The following is a 21,265-nucleotide window of genomic DNA, read 5'->3' on the forward strand; positions in this document are numbered from 1 at the left end:
AGCACAAAAGCTTAATACAGGAGGGAACAACTGTGAAAAAATTTAAAAGAGTACTTGTAGCAAATAGAGGCGAAATTGCCATAAGAGTTTTTAGGGCCTGTCATGAACTTGGAATTCGTACAGTAGCGATTTATTCTAATGAGGATAAATATTCACTGTTCAAAACTAAGGCAGACGAAGCTTATTTAATTGGAGAAAACAAAAGTCCTGTTGAGGCATATCTAAATATTGAGGAGATAATAAGTCTTGCACTTAAAAAAGGGGTAGATGCCATTCACCCAGGGTATGGTTTCTTATCAGAGAACCCTGAATTCGCAAAAAAATGTGCTAGTGCAGGCATTGAATTTATAGGACCTACCGCGGAAATGATGGATAAACTTGGGGATAAAATTAAATCTAAAATTGTTGCAAAAGCAGTAGGAGTTCCTACTATACCTGGTGATGAAAAAAATATTGAAACATTTGAAGAGGCAAAGATCCTTGCGGATAAATGTGGATATCCCGTTATGCTAAAAGCAGTTGCAGGTGGCGGTGGACGAGGTATGAGAATTGTAAGAAATGAGGGTGAACTGGCCTCTTCTTATAGAAGCGCTAAAAGTGAATCAAAGAAAGCCTTTGGTATAGACCATCTTTTTATAGAAAAGTATCTTGAAAAGTCTAAACATATAGAAGTACAGGTTCTCGGAGATAAATTTGGTAATATTGTCCATTTGCATGAAAGAGATTGTTCCATCCAAAGAAGGCATCAAAAGGTTGTAGAATTCACTCCTGCTTTCTCAATATCCCAGGAAAAAAGAAATGAAATCTGTAATGATGCAATAAAAATAGCTAAATCAGTAAATTATAGAAGCGCTGGAACCTTGGAGTTCTTAGTTGATACTCATGGAAACCATTATTTTATAGAAATGAATCCAAGAATTCAAGTTGAACATACCGTTACAGAAATGGTAACAGGTATTGATATAGTTCAAAGTCAAATACTTATAGCGGAAGATTATGCTCTAAATTCTAAAAATATCGGGATATCTTGTCAAGATGATGTTAAAGTTAACGGTTATTCTATTCAGTGCAGGATAACAACAGAGGATCCTTCTAATAGTTTTGCCCCAGATACTGGGAAAATAGAAGAATATAGAACAGGTTCTGGCTTTGGAATAAGGCTAGATGGCGGTAATGGATTTGCTGGGGCGGTAATCAGCCCTTACTATGATAGTCTACTCGTAAAAAATATATCCTGGTCTAGAACCTTTCAAGATGCTATAAAGAAATCTATAAGAGCAGTGGAGGAAACTAGAATTACAGGGGTAAAGACAAACATAGGCTTTTTAATTAATGTACTGAATCATCCTACTTTTTTAAAGGGAGAATGTAATACAGATTTTATTGAAGAGAATCCTGAATTAATATCCATTGCGCCTAAGGCAGATGAAGAAAGTCGAGTACTTAATTTCATTGGAGAAAAAGTGGTGAATGAAACCAATGGCATCAAAAAGTTTTATGATGTGCCACAAGTTCCTAAAATTATAATGCCAGAAAAATTGAGCGGTACAAAACAGATTTTAGATATGCAGGGGACTGAAGGGCTTTTAAAATGGGTTAAAGAACAAAATAAATTACTGTTAACAGACACCACTATGAGAGATGCTCATCAATCACTAATGGCAACTAGAGTAAGAACAAAGGATATGTTAAAGATAGCAAGCGCTACTTCTGTTTATGGAGGAGACTTATTTTCACTTGAGATGTGGGGAGGAGCTACTTTTGATGTAGCCTATCGTTATTTAAATGAGTCCCCATGGGAAAGATTAACGCAGCTACGATCGAAAATTCCTAATGTACTTTTCCAGATGCTTATACGTGGAGCCAATGCAGTTGGGTATAAAAATTATCCAGATAATATAATCCGTGAATTTATTAAAGAGTCTGCAGACACAGGCATTGATGTTTTTAGAATTTTTGATTCTCTAAATTGGCTAAAAGGAATGGAGATTTCAATAGAAGAAGTTCTTAAAAGTGGTAAGGTTGCAGAAGCTTGTATTTGTTACACTGGAGATATCTTAAATGATAAAAAAGATAAATACAATTTAGATTATTATATAAAGCTAGCTAAGGAAATTGAAAAAACAGGAGCTCATATTTTAGGGATAAAAGATATGTCTGCCTTACTTAAACCCCATGCTGCCTTTAAGTTAATAGATGCACTAAAGAAAGAAGTAGGAATGCCTATACATCTTCATACCCATGATACTACGGGTAATGGAGTTGCTACAGTTTTAATGGCGGCGCAAGCTGGTGTTGATATTGTAGATACTGCTTTTAATAGTATGTCAGGACTTACAAGTCAACCAGCTCTGAACTCAGTTGTTGCAGCACTTAAGAATACTGATAGAGATACAGGTATAGACCTTAAAGGAATTCAAGGTATTTCCGATTATTGGGATGCAGTAAGACCAGTTTATTATCAGTTTGAATCGGGACTCAAATCTGGTTCCGCTGAAATTTATAGATATGAGATTCCAGGAGGTCAATATTCTAATCTTAAGCCTCAAGTGGAAAGTTTCGGTCTTGGACATAAATTTAGTGAAATTAAAGAAACCTATAAAGTGGTTAATGACATGGTGGGTGATATTGTAAAAGTAACTCCATCATCTAAGATGGTTGGAGATTTTGCAATATTTATGGTTCAAAATGAACTAACACCAGAAAATATATACGATAAAGCAACTAATATGTCTTTCCCAGATTCAGTGGTATCATACTTTAAAGGAATGATGGGTCAGCCAATGGGAGGATTTCCAGAAAGACTGCAGAAATTAGTTTTAAAAGGCGCGGAGCCAATTACTACAAGACCTGGTGAATTACTTCCTGATGAAGATTTTGGTGAAATAGAAAAACATTTAACAGAAAAGTTTAATTTTATCCCAGATAAAAAAGATGTACTAAGCTATTCATTATACCCTGAGGTATTCGATGGCTATTTAAAATACACTAAGGAGTTTGGAGATTTAAGTAGAATCGGAAGTGATGTGTATTTTCACGGTCTATATGAGGGTGAAACCTGTGAAGCAGAAATAGCTGATGGGAAAACCTACATGATAAAGCTACTTAAAATTGGCAAACTTGATTTAGAAGGCAACAAAGTTGTTGCTTTCGAAGTGGATGGAAATAGAAGAGAAATAAAAATAAAAGATAGAAATAACAAAGATCTACAAGAGTTTGCCGCTATTGAAATGGCGGATGCAGAAAATCCACTAGAAATTGGAGCACCAATACCTGGAACTGTTTCTGCTATTCTAGTTGTAGAGGGCGATACAGTAACTGAAAATCAACCATTAATGATAGTTGAAGCTATGAAGATGGAGACTAGAGTAAGCACATCTGTAGCAGGTGTGGTTGACTCAATTGTTGTTAAAGAAGGACAACAGGTAAAGGCTGGAGAACTGCTTATAAATTTAAAATAGGCGGTGCCACCCACGTGACATGTTGGTGGAAGTAAAAAAGGTTGAATTGTTTTAGCAATGAAAGTATATACGAACTAAGAATCAAATTAAATTCTCTCAAACTATAAGTTTGGGGGAATTTATTTTAAATATTTATTATTAGATTCAAAGGTATTACTAATAATATACATATTTTTAGTGATATAAGCACAAAATAAGTACATCCATTTATTGTTTAAGAAAGGATGTAAAACTTATGAATGAAAAAAATGATATAACTGTTGATAATGATCTAACCCCTAAATCTTATTGGTTAGATTCAACTTCTGAAACAAACTATCCCACTTTAGATAAAGACATTAATGTTGATATAGTAATTATAGGAGGAGGTATTACAGGAATTACAGCTGCTCTTCTTTTAAAAAAGGAAGGTTTCAAAGTAGCATTAATAGAGGCAGAAAAAATAGCCCAGGGAACTTCAGGACACACTACAGCATATATTACTTCACAACACGATATAATATATAGTGAACTAATTAAAAACATGGGAATAAAAAAAGCTAAGCAATACGCAGATGCTAATGAGGGTGCTATAAATTTCATAGAAAACACCGTAAAAGAATATAACATTGATTGTGATTTTTGTAGACTACCAGCTTATATCTATACAACTGATGAGAATTATATGGAGATTATTAAGGAAGAAACTAAAGCAGCTAAAAGTCTAGGGATAAAAGCAAATTATGTTAAAAAGTTAGAGTTGCCATTTTCAATTAAAGCTGCAATATGCTTTGAAAATCAAGCTCAATTTCACCCAAGAAAGTATCTTCTTAAGCTTGCCGAAATTATTTATGGAAGTGATAGTCAAATATATGAACATACAAGAGCTGTAGATATAAAACACGATAAATTATATACTGTAATAACCGATACAGGTTTCAAAGTAACAGCTTCAAAAGTTATTTTAGCTTCACATTTTCCTTTTTATGATGGGCTAGGATTATATTTTGCAAGACTTAGGCCAGAGCGGTCATATGTAATAACTGCAAAAATAAAAGAAGAATTGCCTAAAGGTACATTTGTAGATGCAGGAGATACAGGGTGGTATTTTCGCATGCAGAAATATAGGGATAGTCAGATGATAATTATTGGGGGGCAAGACCATAAAACTGCTCACGGTGGCGACATGATGGAACATTATGAAAACTTGAAGAAATGTGCAGAGCAAAATTTTACAGTTGAGAAGTTTTTATATAGATGGTCAACTCAAGATTACATAACAATAGATGGTGTGCCATATGTAGGAAATCTTACTTCTAAATCAGAAAATATTTATGTGGCTACAGGTTATGGAGAATGGGGCATGACAAATGGAACAGCAGCTGCTAATATACTAAGGGATATAATAATTAAAAAAGAAAACCCATATCAAGAGGTATACAATCCATCGCGCCATATTTTAACTGAAGGAATTAAAAACTTCATAAAAGAAAATTATGATGTTGCAGTGGAGTTAATAAAAGGAAAGCTTAATGATGGGCAACATAATATTGATTTAAATGTTGATGAGGGAAAGATAGTAGAGCTCCGTGGAGAAAGATATGGGGCATATAGAGATAAAAATGGTGAGCTTCATATAGTTGATATAACATGCACACATATAGGGTGTGAACTAAAATGGAATAGTGCAGAAAGATCTTGGGATTGTCCTTGTCATGGATCAAGATTTACTTTCGAAGGCGATATTATAGAAGGTCCTGCTGTTCGTAAATTAAATCACTACAAAGAGGGTAAAAACATAATTGATTCAAAGATAATTTGATATAAATCAAATGGGTATCGTCAAATGTTTTGTTTGGAATGGCTGATGATAAAAATATAGTTAATTTATCTATAAGTAAAAAAGATTTTGCATCTCATATTGGGGAGTATGTCATTAATCATAAGGCCTCAAAATAAAAGATAACTTAAATGAAAATTAATGTTAATATAAAGTCAGGGATTTTAATCGTGTATTGATTAGGTTTCCATGGCTTTATTGAGTTTAAAGTATAATAAGTCACTAAATTAACATTTAAGGGGTGGATATATATAAATGTTTAAACGTTACGTCTGTAATGGTGATTGTGAGGTATATTTCAGTAAATTTTTTGATTCTTTGGAAGAAGGGTTTCTACTAAATGAGGTTATTTGTGGGAGTGACGGAATCCCGCTAGACTTTAAAATATTAGAGCTAAATAATTATTTTATTAATATGGCTGGAGGTAGTAGAGAAAATATTGTAGGTAAAACAATAAAGGAATTATACCCGGATATAGATACAAAATGGATTGATGCATGTGGTCAAGTTGCTTCAAGCGGTAAAGGAATGCAACAAAACATATACTTTAAAACTATAGACAAGTACTTCAAAGTTAATATTATTAGTCCAATTAAAGGCCAAGTTATTATTATATTTAATGATATTACAGATATTACAGATATTATGAAAGCTAATGAAGTGTTAAAAAAACACTTTATACTGTTTGAGAATGCGAAGGATATAATACTTTATATTAATGCAGATGAAAGAATTATTGATGCAAATAAAACTGCGGTAGAAAAATATGGTTACTCTCGTGTAGAGTTTTTAAATATGAAATTACAACAATTAAGACATCCTTTAACTATGAAAGATTATCAAGAGCAAATGGAAATGTCATCTTCATATGGAATAGTATATGAATGTGTCAATGTTAGAAAAGATGGTTCAAGTTTTCCTGTAGAAGTAAGCTCCAGGACTACAGAGATAAACGGTGAATTGGTTAGGATTCATATTATTCGTGATATTACTGAAAGAAAACAATATGAAGAAAAAATTAAGTATCTTGCAAATTATGATGCTTTAACAGATATTCCAAATAGAGGATTTTTGATGAAGCAATTTAAAAAAATATTAGAGCAATCTAAAAGAAACAAGTATAAATTTGCAGTGATGCTTTTTGATGTAGACAAATTTAAATCAATAAATGACTTACATGGACACAATGCAGGGGATGAAGTGTTAAAAAACATAGCAAAAAGACTACAAGAGAATGTAAGAAAAGCTGATATAATTGGAAGACTTGGAGGAGACGAGTTCCTTGTGATTCAACCTTTTATAAAGACTAAGGATGATGCTTCAAATCTTGCTAATAGAATGCTTGATTATGTAGCTAAACCTGTGCAATGGAATAATGTGAATTTGGATGTAGATATAAGCATAGGAATAGCTATTTATCCAGGTGATTCAGATAATATGAAAGATCTTATTCATAATGCAGATAATGCTATGTACTTTACTAAGAAAAAAGGTGGTAAGGATTATAACTTCTATATTACAGAATAACTATAAAAAAAAGCACCAAGGACATTTCAAATTTAATAGGGAGCATAGAAGATGAAACAAAGGTAGTCTTAAATAATTCAAGTAGATTTAATGAGGTAATTGCCAGTGGAGTTAGGGCTTCTAGTAATGCAGCAGAAAAGATAGAGGGGAGTCTATCATCTGTAGCGAGAGTGGATAAGGAAGTTAAGGTAGTAATGGAAATTTTAACTGAGCAAAAGTGCCACATTGAAAACATGAGTAAAGAAATAGTAGATGTTGATGAAATATTAAAAATAACATCTGAAGGTATAGTAAATCACATAGAAAAAGCGAGTGTAGTTGATGGTCAATTGGAAGAAACTAAACGACAACTAACAGCTTATAGTATAAAGGTTTCCAAATAAAAAGTACCCTAAATAAGAATAACCATAATAGATTAAATAGTATAAGCAATTATGGTTATTTTAAAGATTCTATTTGATTTAAATCATATTAAAGGAAGACGAAAAGGGATAGAATAGTATTACGAATCAATTACAATGGAGGCGATTAAAATGATTGATAACGTAGTTATAATAGGCGGCGGTGTTGCAGCTGTAAATGCAGTAAAAGCAATTAGAGAAATTGATAGTGATATAAATATATTCATATTTCAAAATGAAAAATATTATCCTTATTATAGAATAAAGTTAACAAAAGGATTATTTGATAATCTAGAAGAAGAAAAAATAATGCTTCAGAAAAAAGACTGGTATGAATCAAATAATGTGAAATTGTATCTTAATACTGAAGTTGTTGGAATTGACACAATTAAAAGTGAAATTATATTGCATGATGGAAACAGATTTGGTTATAATAAGCTATTACTAGCTAACGGCTCTAAAAACTTTATGCCATCCATTGATGGTATTAATAAGGAAAATGTTTATACAATAAGAAAATTAGATAATATACGAAATATACAAGATAGTATTAATGATAAGAAAACTATACTAAATGTAGGAGGTGGAGTGCAAGGCATAGAGACAGTATGGAGTCTCTATAGGTATGGTAAAGATGCTATCCTAGTTGAGTTTCAAGAAAGGTTAATGCCTCGCCAGTTAGATAAAAGAGCATCTGAAATTCTTAAAACGGCAATTGAAGGGTTTAAAACTAAAGTGCTTTTAAATTCGCAAATAGTAAAAATTCTTGGAGAAAATAAGGTGAAAGGTGTAGAAACAAAGGATGGAAAAACTATTGACAGTGATATGGTGATTTTTTCTGTTGGAATAAGGGCTAATAAGGAATTATTAGAGAACACAGAGGTAAAAACTAATATTGGGATTGTAGTTAATGACAGAATGGAAACTAATGTAGAGAATGTTTATGCAGCAGGGGATGTAGCAGAGTTAGATGGAAAGATAGTGGGACTTTGGAACATTGCTATTGAGCAAGGGAAAACAGCTGGATATAATATTGTAGGTAAACATGAAGTATACGTTGGTGTTGTACCAGTGACTATATTAAATGCTTTTAATATAGCACTTTTCTCTATGGGTGAGGTAGATGAGAAGCGATGTGATAAAACAATAATAGAGGAGAGTACTGATAGTTTATCGTATAAGAGATTATTTATTAGAGATAATAAAATAATAGGTGCTATTGTAATAGGTGACAATAAGTATTCTACAATATTAAAGAATGCCATAGAAAAAAAGATTGTGTTTTCAAACATAGATTTATTAAATGTAGGAGTAAATGATTTATTACTGAAACTTAAAAGTAGTTAATACAAGAGATAAGCGATTTCAAAGCGGTAACATGCGTTACTGAAGTTATAAGTTTATAGAACTATAATAAACCTATAAACAAGCATAGATAGTTTTATTTAATAGAAAGATGGAGGAGAGTTTATGAGCTTTAAAATAAGCGATACTGTAACCTGGATTGGAAAAATAGATTGGGAGCTTAGAACATTCCATGGTGAAGAATATTCCACACATAAAGGGTCTTAATATAATTCATATTTAATTAAAGATGAAAAAACAGTACTAATGGATACTGTTTGGAGCCCATTTTCTAAGGAGTTTATTGCTAATTTAAAAAATGAAATTGATTTAAACAAAATTGATTATATAATAATGAATCATTCTGAAAGTGATCATAGTGGTGCCCTTACAGATTTAATGAAGGAAATACCTAACACCCCAATTTATTGCACAAAAAGTGGAGCTAAGATAATAAAGGGACATTATCACAAGGACTGGAACTTTGTAGAGGTTAAAACTGGGGATACACTAGATTTAGGTAAAAATAAATTGACATTTGTAGAAGCAAAAATGCTTCATTGGCCAGATACTATGTTTACATATATGTCTGGGGAGAATATCCTATTTAGTAATGATGCCTTTGGACAACATTATGCCTCAGAATTTATGTATAATGACAAAGTTGATCAGGCAGAATTATTTCAAGAAGCAACAAAATATTATGCCAATATTTTAACTCCATTTAGCAAATTTGTAGTAAGGAAAATAGAAGAGATATTAAGCTTTAATTTATCTGTTGATATGATTTGTCCTAGTCATGGGATAATATGGAGAGATAATCCATTGCAAGTAGTAAATAAATATATGGAATGGGCAAAAAATTATCAGGAAAATCAAATCACTATAATTTATGATACTATGTGGAATGATACAAGAAGAATGGCTGAAGCCATAGCAGAAGGTGTAAAAAGTTCTAATAGTGATATTACAATTAAGATTTTCAACTCGTCTAAAAGTGATAAAAATGATATTATTACAGCAGTATTTAAATCAAAAATCGTGCTTGTTGGTTCATCAACAATAAATAAAGGAATATTATCCTCCACAGCGGCAATACTAGAAATGATTAAAGGACTTGAATTTAAAGGAAAGAGTGCAGCCGCCTTTGGCAGTTATGGATGGAGTGGAGAATCTACAAAATTAATTACTGATGAATTAAACAAAGCTGGTTTTCAGGTAATAAATGATGGAATAAGAGAATTGTGGAATCCAGATGAGGATGGATTGAACAGATGTAGAGATTTTGGAAGGAATATTATAGAAAAAATCTAATTACATTTTAAGGAGGTTTATTATGGAGAAATATGTTTGTATAGTATGTGGTTATATTTATGATCCAGCAGAAGGAGATAATGATAGTGGGGTGGCTCCTGGAACAAAATTTCAGGATATAGACGAAGATTGGGTATGCCCATTATGTGGGGTACCAAAATCAGATTTTGAAAAAGTGGAAGAATAAAATTTATTGATAAAGGAGGGTTATTTTTATGAAAGGTTATGTTGATAAGGATACATGTATAGGATGCGGATTGTGTGCGGCTGTATGTCCTGAAATTTTTGAAATGGATGATGATGGAAAAGCAGAAGCATCAGAAAATGAAATAAAAGATAAGCTAATGGATAGTGCTAAAGATGCTGAAGAACAGTGCCCAGTTAGTGCTATAACAGTTGAGTAAATAATAAACAATAGTAATAAATATTAGCACTAGCTGAAGCTGGTGCTTTTTTATGCCCAATATTAAGAGGTATTTCAACTTAGAGATAATGTATTTGCCACCCATTTGCCACCGTTAATTATTTTATGGTGGCAATTATATTTTCAAAAATATTAACACTATCATTTTTAATCTTAGTAGTTACATGGGAATAGGTATCCATAGTGGTGGATAGTTTACTGTGACCAAGGCGAGTTTGAATATCCTTTATGTTTGCACCAGCTTCAAGTAACATGGTGGCATGTGTATGCCTAAAATGGGGAGCTCTCCATTTAAGGCACACAAAAGCTTTTCACCTGTTAGAAGCTGGTGTGAATCTTATTTATATAACTTATACTCCGCTGAATGAATTTTAAAACTAATTATTTACTAAAAAGATATTCATTTACAATTATTTACAAAAAGGATTTCTTAGTTTTATGTCGAATATATTCATAAAATACTTTTTGAAGGTGAGTAAACTTATGGATATAAATGATATGTTATCTCTTGATATTGAAACGTACTACGATAGTAAAATGAATTTCATGGTTGGTCTTTGCGAACAGCTCAATTTAGCAGAAGTGTTCAACTTAAGTTTGGAAAAAAGTTTAGGAAGAAAGACTGATATCCCTTACGGGATAATGGCTGAGATGATGATTGTAAATATTTGTGATAACCATTACCCATTATACCTTTTAAATGAATACTATAAGGAAAAAGACCTTGAAGGAATATTTCATAGCCCTATAGATTTGAGTCAAATTAATGATGATAGATTTGGTAAATTTTTAGATGCATTTTATGCCGCTGGACCAAGGAAAATCTTTGGAGAACTAAGTGCTCAAGCATTTGCTAATTATGGAATAAAAGTAGTAAATATAAATTATGACACAACTTCAAAGGTAATGTGGGGAACATATGAAACTGAGGAACTTAAGCAAGGCGTAATATCAATAGATTTTGGTCACAGTAAACAAAAAAGACAAGATAAAAAACAAATTAAGATGGGTATAGGCGTAGCTAACGGAGTTATAGTTGATGCAAAGGTATTATCAGGAAACAAAGATGACAAAACATATAATAGCGAAACTCTTGAAGATGTTAAAGATGTTCTTGAAAGACTCAACATTTCCACTGAAGATTTTCATTATATAGCAGATAGTGCACTTTTTACAGCAGGAAATTTAAAAAAAGCAGAAATCAGAAATATTAAGCTTATAACAAGGATGCCTGAAACGACCACACTTGCAAAAGAATCTATACGAGAAGCTCTCGATCGTAGATCGCAAATGAGAGAGATAGAAATTCAAACATCACAAGGCAAAGTAAGTAAATATTATATAATAGAGCGAGATTGCACATATGAAGATACCAAATTAAAATGTGCAGTATGTTATTCTGTAAATCTTGAAAATATTAAGAAGAAAACAATTGTAAAGCAAGTAATTAAGGAAAAAGAGGTATTGAGAAAACTTTCAAAAACATATATAAAGACAGCTTTTGCATGTGAAGAAGATGCTAACAAAGAAATTTTAAGATTATTTAAAAAGGACTTAAAAAAAGTCAAATATCACAATGTAAGTATACAAATAATAGTTACAGAAAAAAAGAAAAAAGGTCGTCAACCCACGGATACAAGTAAAGTTGAACACATAATGGAGCATTTTTTACAAATAGAAATAAGCGAAGATGAAGAAAAAATACAGAAAAACTTTGAGCAAGCTTGTACATTCATACTTTGTAGCAATGATCTTAGTTTAAAAGCTGAAGATTTACTTAGGGAATATAAAACACAAATTGGAGTTGAAAAAAAGTTTCATCAGCTTAAATCACCACATTTTGTTAATTCACTATATTTAGATACACCAGAGCGTATAGAGGCACTGACGTACCTTATTTTAATATCAATGATGATACTATCTGTTGCTGAAAATGTGGTAAGGCGAGAAATGAAGGCAGAAGATGCAATTATAATAGGGCCTGGCGGCATAAAAATGAAGCAGCCATCTTTGGTCGCAATATTAGGTGTTTTCAACACGGGTATAGGTGTTAAGGTTATCACAGTTGAAGGTAAAAAATATCGTTCTTTGGTTCGCCCAATTTCAGAAAGCCATAAAAAATTACTGAAATATCTGGGCATATCTGAATGCGTATTTTATTGGAATGAATAAAAGTAAATAACATTAATGTTTAATATTATTTTAAGCTAATATTCTGATATTCTAAAGTTCTAAAGTTCTAAAGTTAATGACTTATAGTTTATATATAACATAGAAAAAAATTACAATTAACTTCATCATTAAAGTATGTAAAAATTTAGCACTATTTTTGAAAATACAACTAAAAAAACCCTTAAAATTAAATATAAGGATTTTCTAATACATTGTGCGGAGTATAAGATATAAGAGATTTTCTTGGACATGTAAGCGTTACTACAACAGAAGTCTATTTGAGAGCTGATACAGAAATAAAAAGAAAAGCATTGGAATCAATGTATATTGATGTTGTAACGCAAGATATTCCGATTTGGACAGAAGATACTGATTTGTTAAATTGGCTTCAGGATTTTTGTAAGTAATTATTATCGAAAGATTTTAATATATATAAGACATTATTACTTGATATTTTTAAAAATCTTTCGATAAACAAAAACTTTCTATAATTGCCTGTCCCAGGATTTCCAGCTAAAATTACATTTTGTCCTGTACTAATAAATTCAAGTGAGCTTAACGTCTTTGATTTCTTTTTAGCATCAACTGGTAAATCTTCTATTACAAGATCTTCGATATATTTTTTATATGGAAACTTAGCTATTCTAATTCTACTTTGTTTGTTACTTTCATTTCTTAAAACCTGTTCTTTTCCCAACAGATTATAAAGAAATTCTTCATAGCTTACATCATTAACACAAGCATCTTTTGCACATTCCTCAAAGCTGTTTTTTATACCTGAAAGCTTAAGTTCTATTGTTAATTCTTCAATATTTTTATATAATTTCTTTTTATCATTCATATTATTGCCACCTCATTATTAAAGCCTTCTGTTGATATAGGTATTAAAAATTTATACGCATCTAGCAAATCATTAGGTTCTGGTTCAACAGTTGAACTTAGTTGAATAACATTATTTTCAATGAAGTTAGTATAATCTCTATTACAAATGGACTTTATTTTTTCAGTTGTTATATCTGTGGAATTTATTTTATTTAGCAAACTTATTGCATTTTGAACTTAGAAATATTATTTTCTCCTATAAACAAAAGTAACTCTATAAAATCCTTTTCTCTTTTGTTATAATAGGTATGTAGATACTTTGGATCCTAGGGTCTGCTTGTAGCATTGCAGTGCTTGAAGCTAATGATCCTGGTTTTCTTTTAAAGGTATTGAGATAATGCTCTAGTTTAATGGACCATTCATAAAACCCTAGCTTCCTTTCATGGCAAGCTATTGTTTTGCCCTCACTAAAACAAACAATATTATTTGAATATATTTTAATGAATATTCTTTTTCCAACGTACATATCAGTCACAGAATACCGGCAGGTATTTACTGAGAACGTTGAATATTTATCTACTCTAGGCTCTTCTATTCTTACTGTATCAAGTTTTGCCATATAAGGCCCCATGTGCTCTCTCTCCTCATTAAGAATTTCTTTTGCAGTCTTCATAGTTCTTGATTTCTGGGGTTTGTTATTCAATTTATCACACGTTTCCATAATATAATCATTAGCTTCTTCTAATGACATAAAACTATCATTTTTACAAAATGCCTTACGTCTTACTACCTCTACACTTCGCTCTACGTGACCTTTTTCATTACCTGATCTAACGTTACAAAACCTAAAGTCAAAACCATAATACATGGACATTTTAAGCAATGCTTCCGTAGGCTCCTTCTCAGTTGGACCTACAAATTTTTTCACTGCAACTTTCATATTATCGTAAACTATTGTTCTATATACTTGTCCTATATGTTCAAAGAATAAAGCATGTGACTCTTGAAAACACTCTGAATTTTGTTTAGGAAATAACTGCGCATATCTATAATTACCTTTTGCAGATGTAAATACTGCCATTTGAAATTTTCTATTCACATTATTAATAGTTAATTTAACTTCCCCCCAATCGAATTCACAAATATATCCAAGCTCATATTCTAATTTAATAAATGCTTCCGCTCTATTTTTAAGAATTTTTTTTATATAGTTACTCACAGTTGGATAACTTATATCATAATTTTCTTCTATCAACGCATCATATATATCAATTTTCTTCCTTTGCTGCTTATGCCTACCGGCATGTCTTTTTTGTTGGTTTTCTTCAATATGGATCTATGTCAATAGTGTAGACACATATTCTCGAACAAATCATGAAATCTTTCTAGCTAGGTCTTCACATTTTTGTGGAGAAATATAACCTATGCTACTATGGATCCTTATTCTGTTATACCAAGATTCTATGTATTCAAAAACAGCTAGCTTTGCAGCATTAAAGTCATAATAACTAACAAGATGCACTTCTTCCTTTTTGAGCGAAGCATGGTAAGACTCGATACTAGCATTATCATAGGGACAGCCCTTACCACTAAATGAGTGCGTTATTATTTTTGAGTTTAATATATACTCTTTAAAGTCTAAGCTTGTGTATTGACTACCAAGATCACTATGAAGTATCAATTGTTTAGTAGGCCTTTGTAGCTTTACGGCATTCTTAACAGCTTGTAAAGCCAATTTTGTATCTATGTTTTTAGACATAGAGTGCCCTACTATTTTTCTTGTGTGCAAGTCCATAACTGAGGCTAGGTAACACCAGCCATCCTTAATTGTATATATGTAGGTTATATCAGTTACCCATTTTTCATTTATTGTATTTGTGGAAAAATCCCTTTTTAAAACATTTTGTTTTTCCACAACTTTGTTTTTTGAAGAGGTTGGTCTATATTTTTTAATAATTATAGATTTTATCCCCAGCTTTCTCATAATTCTCTGGGTCCTTTTCAAACTAATATTTATACCCAATTGTTGAAGAGATTTATTGATTTTTGGTGATCCATACCGCTTTTTACTAGCTGTATATATTTGTAATATTTCACTTTCAAGCATTTGATTTTCTAGTTCACGCTTGCATGGTTTCTTACTTAAATGATTGTAATAGGAGCTCCTGGAGACCTTTAGTACCTTGCACATGATTCTAATACCGTGATAATTCGTATTATCAGTAATGAAATCAAATATACTACTTATTTTCTTGCGAATATGGCAGTGGCCTTTTTTAATATTTCATTTTCCTCTTCAAGTATTGCTATCTTTTTTAACATTTTCCGATAGTCTTCTGTAGTTATAATTTTATCATTATCAACAGCTATTGGTTTTAGTTTATTTATCCACACTGTTATTGTTGATTTTGCTATGCCATATTCGCGACTTAGATCTGCCAAGGACTTTCCAGAATTATATAGTTCTACTAAAGTATTTTTAAATTCATCTGTATATTGTTTTTGAGTTCTTCCCATTGTAGACACATCCCTTCAATTCTTATTTTATACCGTTCGAGTTTCCGTGTCTACAATACTATACTAACACCATACTTTAAACACAAGGTATAGTTTTTTATTAAACAACGTACAAACCTTGTGTTTTTAACTCCTATGTGTACTATAAGTGCTATCTATTTTTATAGTATAGTTAACGAGTAAAAATGAGCCACATTCTGGATATTAATTTCAATACGTGGCTTTTCTTATTTCGATTATTATTTTTAGTAGTTGGTGGGGTCTCTCCAACATAGGGCTGAATCACACCAACAGAACCTTAAAACATCGTCATAAAGGTAATTGCAATTTACGTAGATATTCGTAATTGTTTTATTATACTTTACGAACATAATTTTATAGGATTTTTGCCCCTACGTAATGGTATACCTTTACGTAGGGTATATTAGCTACAAATATAATATGTAATAAATATTGTAAATAGCAAAAAAATTCTCACTATGTGAACAACTCTATTAAGATTAAAAAATATCAGTCGATAATAAATAATATAGATTTTATATTATTAACAACAAGTGGTTTGTAATTTAATTTAATAACTACTAATAATTAAATGGAGGGAAAAAGAATTATGCTAAAATGGAAAGATGAATATTTAATCGGTGTATCCTTAATTGATGCGCAGCACAAAAAACTTTTTGAATTAGGAAACAGCGCATTAAATTTGTTAAATAATAATATTACTTTAGATAAATATCATGAAATTGTTCAAATAATAGAAGATTTATTTCAATACGCTAAATATCACTTCAAATATGAAGAGGAATATATGTTAAAAAACAATTACCGAGATTATTCTGATCAAAAGGTAGAACATGATGGCTTTATTAAAAAGCTAGATTCTTATAATCTAGCTAAGCTAGACCAAAACCAAGATAAAGACATTATGGAATTAATTTTATTTTTATTTGATTGGATTCTTGAGCACATATTAAAGAAGGATAGTCTTATAAAAAACTTGTAAATTTAAATTTTTTTATAAAATTCACACATTTGCTATCATATACTTATTATACGTAAATTGATATAAATAATACATAGGCTTATTGTATATATATTTAGTTGGCTATTAGACTATTCTCGTGTTAATCAATGTAGATTTAGGTGAAATAGTATATGTGCCTCCACAAGATATTTAGACTCTAATATTAGTGTTGGGTCAAATTATATAGATTTTTCGCAGGATGGCAATATAAAAGTACTAAGGGTACAGGATTAGACATTTAATCAGAAAGGAGGATTTATATGACTAGAGTATTAATTGTGGATGATGCTGCATTCATAAGGTTACAACTGAAGCAATTGCTCCAGAGTAATGGTTTCGAGGTTGTAGGCGAAGCTGAAAATGGAAAAGTGGCACTAAAAAAAATCAAAGAACTAAGACCGGATTTGGTTACACTTGACATAACAATGCCTGAAATGGACGGTCTTGAATGTATGATTGAGATAAAAAAAATGGATTATGTGCCTACAGTTATAATGATTTCAGCAATGGGACAAGAATCTACTGTACAGAAGGCTATTTTAGCTGGTGCAAAAGGCTTTTTAGTAAAGCCTTACAAAAGTGATGTGGTGATAAAGAATTTGAGTAAGTTTAAAAAGTAAGTACATTAAAGAAATTATTGGTAATATATTATGCAATGAAGGGAGGTAGTTTAATGCTTCAATTGAGTGAAGAAGAACTCTTAATGTACATAAAAAGTAGTGAGTCGGAGTTAAATACTTTGGCTGAAATTCATAAGCTGCTTGTTGAAAAAAACATTAGGTGTAGTATTGAAGAGCTTCGCCAGAAGGTAGGTCTCTTGCATCGTGATGGTTATTTAGGAAATGAACCTACGGGAGATGGCATGAATATGTACTATATAATTTATTATCCAGGGCATGAAAAAGATAGTAACGAAATTTAATTAATATAGATATTAAATTAGATGATTAAAAACTTTAGGGGGTAATTTATTATGGAAAAGAAATTAGCAAGACCTTCAAGCAGCAAAATTGAAAAGGGTACATCCCGTGTCACTGTAACTGCAACGGATGAAATGGAGAGAAAGAGAGAGATTGCCAGAAGACAAGCACAGGACAAGGTAAAAGCTAGAACTATGGCAAAGCAACAACAATTGGCAGAGAGAATTGCAGTAGCAACAGAGCAAATGGCTTCAGGAATAGAAGAGGCAAGCAGTGCGGCAGAGGAGCTAGGAGCAACTATGCAGCAGATTGCCAGCGGAGCCACTGAAACCGCTTCTGCAGCTGAAGAGTCAAGAACGGCTATTAATCAGGTAGATAAAGCATCAGTTATAGCCGATAAAAATGCAAAGGAATCCCTTCAAAGAGCTGAAATAGCACAAGAGTTGATCTCAAATACATCAAATGATATAGAACTTATGATTAAGGGCATCAGAGAATCCGCAGAGACAAATATGGAATCAGTAAGACTTATTGGCGAACTGGAAAAGCAATCAAACGAAGTGGGTGAAATAGTACAGGCTGTTGTGAGAATTGCTGATCAGACCAATCTTCTTGCATTAAATGCAGCTATAGAAGCTGCAAGAGCTGGTGAACATGGAAAAGGCTTTGCAGTAGTAGCGGATGAAGTTAGAAATCTTGCAGAAACCTCCGAGAAGTCTGCAAGAAACATCAAAGAGCTGGTAAATGAGATTCAAAATAACGTAAAAGTTGTAGTTGTTGATATAGAGAATGCGGGTAAGGCTGCAAATGATGAGGTTGAAAATGCAAAGAAAACTACAGCAGATCTTGCTAAAATTAATGAAGAGGTTATTTTAGTTATGAAAGGAATAGCAGAAGTATCCCAAAATGCAATAGATGCAAACAAGGGAGCAGTGGAATTTTTGGCTATTGCTGAACAAATTGCAGTAGCTGCAGAGCAGCAAGGTAGTGCTGCAGAAGAAGTTGAGAGGTCAATCCAAATGCAAAACAAGGCATTCAACGAGCTGAATGCTGGTGCTGGAGACCTGGCTCAAATGGCAGAGGATCTGAAGGTTTCCACGGATGCTCAGAAGTCTTCTGAATCTATGGCAGCTGCCTCGGAACAACTATCATCCAATGTGGAGGAAGGAAACTCGACTTCAGCAGAGATATTAAAGGCTATGGAGCAGATATCTGCAGGAGCACAGGATCAGAGTGATCTTACGGATAAAGCTGCCTTACTTGCTGAAAAGCTTGCCGTAGCTTCAAAGCAAATGAGTGAAAGAGCAGGTTTTTCTGCAGATAAGATAGGTGAGCTTCAAAAACTTTTAGAAACCAATAAAATTGCACTTGATAACATGACCACAGGTATATCTAGCTCTGCACAAATTTCAATGGTTGCGGCTAAAAATATAAAAAGTCTTGAAGAGACTACCAGAAGAATTGATAAAATCGTAGATGCCATTGTAAATGTTACTATACAGACAAATATGTTGGCAGTAAATGGTTCTATTGAAGCTGCAAGGGCAGGAGAATTCGGAAGAGGGTTCTCTGTAGTTGCAGTTGATATAAGAGCTCTTGCTAATGAATCTGCAGAAAACACAGATAAGATAAAAGACCTTGTACGCGCCATCCAAAACCAGATTCAAAGGGTCTCAGCGGATACAGAAATTTCTAGCAAAAACTCTTTCTCAGAAGTGGAAAAGGCAAAGAAGACCACTCATAATCTTAACGTTATCGAGGAAAACATGATAAAAATACTTACTGGATCTAATGAAATCCAGACAGGATCTGATGAGTCTCAGGTAGCCTTAGAGCAGGCAAGAAAAGGTGTGGATCAGATTGCTACTGCAGCTCAGGAAGCAAGTAGTGCAGCACAACAGGCCTCAAATGCAGCTTCTGAGCAATCAAAAGGTATGCAGGAGCTAGCTGAAGCTATTGAAGAAATATCTGGTCTGGCTGATGAACTACAAAATATGTAACTGATGGAGGGGATAATTATGGCTACTGGTATAAACAATACTATCAATGCAGAGCGTCAGCTAGTTACCTTCCTGCTTGGAGAGGATGAGTTCGGGGCAGACATCATGGATGTCAAAGAAATTATAAGAGTTCCTGATATCACAAAGGTACCTAATGCGCCAAGTTATGTGGAAGGTGCTTGCAACTTAAGAGGTAATGTGCTACCTATTATAGACGGAAGAATCAGATTTAATTTAGAAAGAAAAAGTAAAGATGAAAACAGCAGGATTCTTGTCATTGATGTGGATGGTAAGCCTACGGGAATGCTCGTGGATAAGGTATCCGAGGTAATTAGGGTAGCTACTGACCATATAGAAGAACCACCTCAGATTGTTAAAAATGTGGATTCTGACTATTTGAATGGTGTTGTAAAGCTTAACAATGGAAAAAGACTTGTAATGCTTTTAGATGTGGTTAGGGCTTTAAACGTAAATGGCACCGTGAAACAGAAAAAAAAGGGGCAGGACCAAAGCTCTCAAAAAAATAATACATTAATAGATAGTACGAATGCTCAGTCTATAGATGAGGAACAACTGGTTTCATTTCTTCTGAATAAAGAGGAATATGCCATTGGAATCATGAAGGTGAAAGAGATTATACGTGTACCTCAAATCGTAAAGATTCCTAATTGTGAAGCCTATGTAGAAGGAGTAGTTTCATTGCGAAATAATTTGCTCCCTATAATAAACTTAAGGGCTTATTTTGGAATGGAGCACATGGACATCGACGACCATACTAGAATACTCGTAGTAGATATGGGCACTTTCACTGCTGGAATAATGGTGGACAAGATCTCAGAAGTTTTGAGGGTACCTACAAGTATTATTCAGCCACCTCCAAAATTCTCCTCTCAAAGTGGGGAACAGCTTAAAGGAATTGCAAAGCTGGATAATGGTAAACGAATGATTCTGATTCTAGAACCCTTAAAACTGATTTCAGAGGATGAATTAAGTTCAATCAGTAGCATCAATGGAGATCATGAGAAGAATGCAGAGGAGAAAAACATTATAGCAAATTTGGTGGAGGAAGAGCAGTTGGTTACCTTCAAAATAGATCTGGAAGAGTATGGGGTTAAGATAACTAATGTGCAGGAAATCAATAGAATGCCAGAAGTTACTAAGGTACCTAGGGCTCCCTACTGTATAGAAGGGATTGTAAATTTAAGAGGTAATGTTATTCCTGCTCTGAATTTAAGAAGACTTTTTAATCTTCCTGAAAAACAGGTAACGGATTCTACAAGAATTATCATAGTTGATTTTAATGGGAAAAGAACAGGAATTGTTGTAGATTCAGTATCTGAAGTTCTCAGGTTTGAAAAAAACCTTATAGAGTCTCCACCAGATATATTGAGCAGTGGGATAGATAGTGACTATGTAGAAGCTGTTGGTAAACTTGAGGGCGGAAAAAGAATGATTTTGATTCTTGATATTAGTAAAGTGTTAAGCTTTAGTTAAATTTAGACATCACTGTAGGTGATAAT

At 32.6% G+C, this 21,265-nt stretch carries 18 protein-coding genes and 2 pseudogenes; 15 read left to right on the top strand and 5 right to left on the bottom strand.

What is annotated here, in order from left to right; genetic code table 11:
* Positions 1-32 precede the first annotated feature (32 nt).
* The 8 genes and pseudogenes from KPL51_RS04880 (at position 33) to KPL51_RS04915 (ending at position 10,270) form a co-directional block, all read left to right on the top strand.
* On the top strand, positions 33-3,461 hold the full coding sequence (locus KPL51_RS04880) for a pyruvate carboxylase (RefSeq protein WP_216158064.1): 3,429 nt from the start codon (positions 33-35) through the stop codon (positions 3,459-3,461).
* Positions 3,462-3,696: 235 nt separating this feature from the next.
* Positions 3,697-5,262, top strand: a complete 1,566-nt coding sequence (locus KPL51_RS04885) for an FAD-dependent oxidoreductase (RefSeq protein ID WP_216158066.1) — start codon at positions 3,697-3,699, stop codon at positions 5,260-5,262.
* A gap of 273 nt (positions 5,263-5,535) precedes the next feature.
* Positions 5,536-6,807, top strand: coding sequence for a sensor domain-containing protein (locus tag KPL51_RS04890; RefSeq protein ID WP_216158068.1), 1,272 nt, complete (start codon positions 5,536-5,538; stop codon positions 6,805-6,807).
* 194 nt (positions 6,808-7,001) lie between these two features.
* Entirely contained in the window at positions 7,002-7,190 is a 189-nt protein-coding gene (locus tag KPL51_RS04895; protein ID WP_216158070.1) for a hypothetical protein, read from the top strand.
* Between the two features lie 150 nt (positions 7,191-7,340).
* Positions 7,341-8,555: an NAD(P)/FAD-dependent oxidoreductase gene (locus tag KPL51_RS04900; protein ID WP_216158072.1), complete on the top strand. Its 1,215-nt coding sequence runs from the start codon at positions 7,341-7,343 to the stop codon at positions 8,553-8,555.
* A 123-nt stretch (positions 8,556-8,678) separates the two neighbouring features.
* Positions 8,679-9,866: pseudogene (locus KPL51_RS04905) on the top strand (anaerobic nitric oxide reductase flavorubredoxin).
* Positions 9,867-9,888: 22 nt separating this feature from the next.
* Positions 9,889-10,053, top strand: coding sequence for a rubredoxin (gene rd, locus KPL51_RS04910; RefSeq protein WP_216158074.1), 165 nt, complete (start codon positions 9,889-9,891; stop codon positions 10,051-10,053).
* Positions 10,054-10,081: 28 nt separating this feature from the next.
* Entirely contained in the window at positions 10,082-10,270 is a 189-nt protein-coding gene (locus KPL51_RS04915) for a ferredoxin (protein ID WP_216158076.1), read from the top strand.
* Between the two features lie 118 nt (positions 10,271-10,388).
* On the opposite strand, the pseudogene KPL51_RS04920 reads toward KPL51_RS04915, so the two are convergent.
* Positions 10,389-10,565 (bottom strand): annotated as a pseudogene (locus KPL51_RS04920) (tyrosine-type recombinase/integrase); the annotation flags it as partial.
* Positions 10,566-10,773: 208 nt separating this feature from the next.
* On the opposite strand from KPL51_RS04920, the gene KPL51_RS04925 reads away from it, so the two are divergent.
* The gene (locus tag KPL51_RS04925; RefSeq protein WP_216158078.1) at positions 10,774-12,462 is read left to right on the top strand and encodes an IS1634 family transposase; all 1,689 of its coding nucleotides are present in this window, start codon (positions 10,774-10,776) and stop codon (positions 12,460-12,462) included.
* 278 nt (positions 12,463-12,740) lie between these two features.
* Positions 12,741-12,869: a hypothetical protein gene (locus KPL51_RS23950; RefSeq protein ID WP_263628302.1), complete on the top strand. Its 129-nt coding sequence runs from the start codon at positions 12,741-12,743 to the stop codon at positions 12,867-12,869.
* Here the strand turns inward: KPL51_RS23950 and KPL51_RS04930 are convergent.
* The 4 genes from KPL51_RS04930 to KPL51_RS04945 all read right to left on the bottom strand — a co-directional run bounded on the left by KPL51_RS04930 (position 12,851) and on the right by KPL51_RS04945 (position 15,801).
* Positions 12,851-13,303, bottom strand: coding sequence for an ATP-binding protein (locus KPL51_RS04930; RefSeq protein WP_216158080.1), 453 nt, complete (start codon positions 13,301-13,303; stop codon positions 12,851-12,853). The two genes, KPL51_RS23950 and KPL51_RS04930, sit on opposite strands and share 19 nt — an antisense overlap.
* On the bottom strand, positions 13,300-13,503 hold the full coding sequence (locus tag KPL51_RS04935) for a hypothetical protein (RefSeq protein WP_216158083.1): 204 nt from the start codon (positions 13,501-13,503) through the stop codon (positions 13,300-13,302). Before KPL51_RS04935 ends, KPL51_RS04930 begins: the two co-directional genes overlap by 4 nt.
* A 55-nt stretch (positions 13,504-13,558) precedes the next feature.
* Positions 13,559-14,620, bottom strand: coding sequence for an IS21 family transposase (gene istA, locus KPL51_RS04940; RefSeq protein ID WP_216158207.1), 1,062 nt, complete (start codon positions 14,618-14,620; stop codon positions 13,559-13,561).
* A gap of 36 nt (positions 14,621-14,656) precedes the next feature.
* A protein-coding gene (locus tag KPL51_RS04945) for an IS3 family transposase (protein WP_224853874.1) occupies positions 14,657-15,801 on the bottom strand; the annotation gives its coding sequence in 2 pieces (ribosomal slippage) (positions 14,657-15,564 and positions 15,564-15,801; 1,146 coding nt in all).
* A gap of 610 nt (positions 15,802-16,411) precedes the next feature.
* On the opposite strand from KPL51_RS04945, the gene KPL51_RS04950 reads away from it, so the two are divergent.
* From KPL51_RS04950 to KPL51_RS23355, 5 genes are all read left to right on the top strand, one after another.
* On the top strand, positions 16,412-16,804 hold the full coding sequence (locus KPL51_RS04950) for a bacteriohemerythrin (RefSeq protein ID WP_216158085.1): 393 nt from the start codon (positions 16,412-16,414) through the stop codon (positions 16,802-16,804).
* A gap of 281 nt (positions 16,805-17,085) precedes the next feature.
* Entirely contained in the window at positions 17,086-17,445 is a 360-nt protein-coding gene (locus KPL51_RS04955; protein ID WP_216158087.1) for a response regulator, read from the top strand.
* Between the two features lie 53 nt (positions 17,446-17,498).
* Complete coding sequence (locus tag KPL51_RS04960; RefSeq protein ID WP_216158089.1) at positions 17,499-17,747, top strand: hypothetical protein; 249 nt, start codon at positions 17,499-17,501, stop codon at positions 17,745-17,747.
* A gap of 51 nt (positions 17,748-17,798) precedes the next feature.
* Entirely contained in the window at positions 17,799-19,745 is a 1,947-nt protein-coding gene (locus KPL51_RS04965) for a methyl-accepting chemotaxis protein (protein WP_216158091.1), read from the top strand.
* Positions 19,746-19,763: 18 nt separating this feature from the next.
* Positions 19,764-21,239 carry a chemotaxis protein CheW gene (locus KPL51_RS23355; protein ID WP_312888399.1) on the top strand — a complete coding sequence of 492 codons (1,476 nt, stop codon included), beginning with the start codon at positions 19,764-19,766 and terminating at the stop codon, positions 21,237-21,239.
* Positions 21,240-21,265: the final 26 nt, after the last annotated feature.

The sequence above is a fragment of the Clostridium bowmanii genome, from assembly GCF_018861315.1.
Taxonomy (GTDB): domain Bacteria; phylum Bacillota; class Clostridia; order Clostridiales; family Clostridiaceae; genus Clostridium_AD; species Clostridium_AD bowmanii.

Excerpts from the sequence above, each read along its gene's own strand:
- KPL51_RS04885 (WP_216158066.1), top strand. The coding sequence starts at position 3,697 with ATGAATGAAAAAAATGATATAACTGTTGATAATGATCTAACCCCTAAA.
- KPL51_RS04890 (WP_216158068.1), top strand. The coding sequence starts at position 5,536 with ATGTTTAAACGTTACGTCTGTAATGGTGATTGTGAGGTATATTTCAGT.
- KPL51_RS04895 (WP_216158070.1), top strand. The coding sequence starts at position 7,002 with ATGGAAATTTTAACTGAGCAAAAGTGCCACATTGAAAACATGAGTAAA.
- KPL51_RS04900 (WP_216158072.1), top strand. The coding sequence starts at position 7,341 with ATGATTGATAACGTAGTTATAATAGGCGGCGGTGTTGCAGCTGTAAAT.
- rd (WP_216158074.1), top strand. The coding sequence starts at position 9,889 with ATGGAGAAATATGTTTGTATAGTATGTGGTTATATTTATGATCCAGCA.
- KPL51_RS04915 (WP_216158076.1), top strand. The coding sequence starts at position 10,082 with ATGAAAGGTTATGTTGATAAGGATACATGTATAGGATGCGGATTGTGT.
- KPL51_RS04925 (WP_216158078.1), top strand. The coding sequence starts at position 10,774 with ATGGATATAAATGATATGTTATCTCTTGATATTGAAACGTACTACGAT.
- KPL51_RS04930 (WP_216158080.1), bottom strand. The coding sequence starts at position 13,303 with ATGAATGATAAAAAGAAATTATATAAAAATATTGAAGAATTAACAATA.
- KPL51_RS04950 (WP_216158085.1), top strand. The coding sequence starts at position 16,412 with ATGCTAAAATGGAAAGATGAATATTTAATCGGTGTATCCTTAATTGAT.
- KPL51_RS04955 (WP_216158087.1), top strand. The coding sequence starts at position 17,086 with ATGACTAGAGTATTAATTGTGGATGATGCTGCATTCATAAGGTTACAA.
- KPL51_RS04960 (WP_216158089.1), top strand. The coding sequence starts at position 17,499 with ATGCTTCAATTGAGTGAAGAAGAACTCTTAATGTACATAAAAAGTAGT.
- KPL51_RS04965 (WP_216158091.1), top strand. The coding sequence starts at position 17,799 with ATGGAAAAGAAATTAGCAAGACCTTCAAGCAGCAAAATTGAAAAGGGT.
- KPL51_RS23355 (WP_312888399.1), top strand. The coding sequence starts at position 19,764 with ATGGCTACTGGTATAAACAATACTATCAATGCAGAGCGTCAGCTAGTT.